A 1,421-nucleotide genomic window follows, 5' to 3' on the forward strand; every position below is an offset into this window, starting at 1 on the left:
AATGAAAATTTTTCTTGCAAAAGCATCTGAGTAACCTCAGATGCTTTTTTTGTATTTGGCCTATAAATTAATCGATAATACAAAACTCTCCTTTAAACACTTTTTAGCTTTTATAAGTTAAACTTCTAGCTTTCGAACTCTTGTGTTTGAACTTTTACGGCTTTGTTTGTATTTTAGAAATAAAATCTATCTCAATCGTGGTGATTTTACCCTAAAACCAACAATTCAACTCATAAATAGCTTTATCATTAAGCGTACTAACTTATGCATATCGAAACTTCGACTTTAGACTCGAAACGAACCAAACTGTATATCTTTCTTTTTGGAATATTCCTGACCAATGCCATTGTAGCCGAAATTGTTGGTGCCAAGATTTTTTCGGTAGAAAAAACTCTGGGTTTTGAACCACTTCACCTCAATACTTTTTTTGGTATTTGGGATATAAACCAAACCGCTGGGGCGCTCAACTGGCCATTTGTCTTTATCACTTCCGACATCATCAATGAATATTTTGGTAAAAAAGGCGTAAAACGCATTTCCTATTTAACAGCAGGTTTCATTGCCTACAGCTTTCTGATTATTTATGGAGCGACCTTATTGGTTCCAGCAGACTTTTGGATTGATGTCAACAAAGGCGACCATAATTTTAATATTAATGAAGCTTTCGCCAAAATCTTTCGCCAAGGATTGGGGATTATTACTGGTTCGTTGAGTGCATTTTTGATTAGCCAAATCCTAGATGCCTATGTGTTTCATTCGATTAGAAAAGTCACAAAAGGAGAAAAAATTTGGCTTCGAGCTACGGGCTCTACCTTGGTATCGCAGTTGATAGACAGCTTTGTCGTGATTGGAATAGCCTTTGTGGTTTTTGGCAACTGGACAATCGACCAATGGATTTCGACTTCTCTGAATAACTATCTATATAAGTTCTTTTCAGCGATTCTCATGACACCATTAATTTACTTAGCCCACAATTTGATTGATGGTTATCTAGGAAAAGAACTATCCGACCAGTTAATTTCTGAGGCGGGTCAGCAGGAATAAATCAAAAATTTAAAAAAATACAATAATGAGCCTCAAATAGAACCTTAATGGTTTTGTTTGAGGCTTTTTAATTTAGATAGTTTTGTAATTTCTCTTGAAATTTACCCCAAAATAGTGTGTAATCCCAAATAATAATAAGTTTAACCCCTATTAAACAGAAGTGTCTGATACTTTTTAGCGCTAAGTCAGTCTCAACAAGAAACTAACTTAATAGCTTTCAATGAAGAAAATCTACAACTTATTCTTATTTCTGGTTTTATACCTTGTTCTTAGTTTTCTTAAAGCCAACGCCCAAAACTACCCCTTGAGTGGGACGGTGTCATTTATTCCTCAGCAGAGTCTGACCTGGAGTAGCTTTTATACGACCAATGCCCTCA

General features: G+C 35.3%; 1 protein-coding gene. It reads left to right on the forward strand.

The features are described from left to right. The first annotated feature begins 264 nt into the window (after nt 1–264). On the forward strand, nt 265–1,044 hold the full coding sequence (locus ACOVQ4_RS05980) for a queuosine precursor transporter (protein ID WP_421819741.1): 780 nt from the start codon (nt 265–267) through the stop codon (nt 1,042–1,044). Nucleotides 1,045–1,421: the final 377 nt, after the last annotated feature.

This window comes from Flectobacillus sp., assembly GCF_049240685.1.
In the GTDB taxonomy this organism is placed as follows: domain Bacteria; phylum Bacteroidota; class Bacteroidia; order Cytophagales; family Spirosomataceae; genus Flectobacillus.

Coding starts and splice junctions, on each gene's coding strand:
- ACOVQ4_RS05980 (WP_421819741.1), top strand. CDS start 265: ATGCATATCGAAACTTCGACTTTAGACTCGAAACGAACCAAACTGTAT.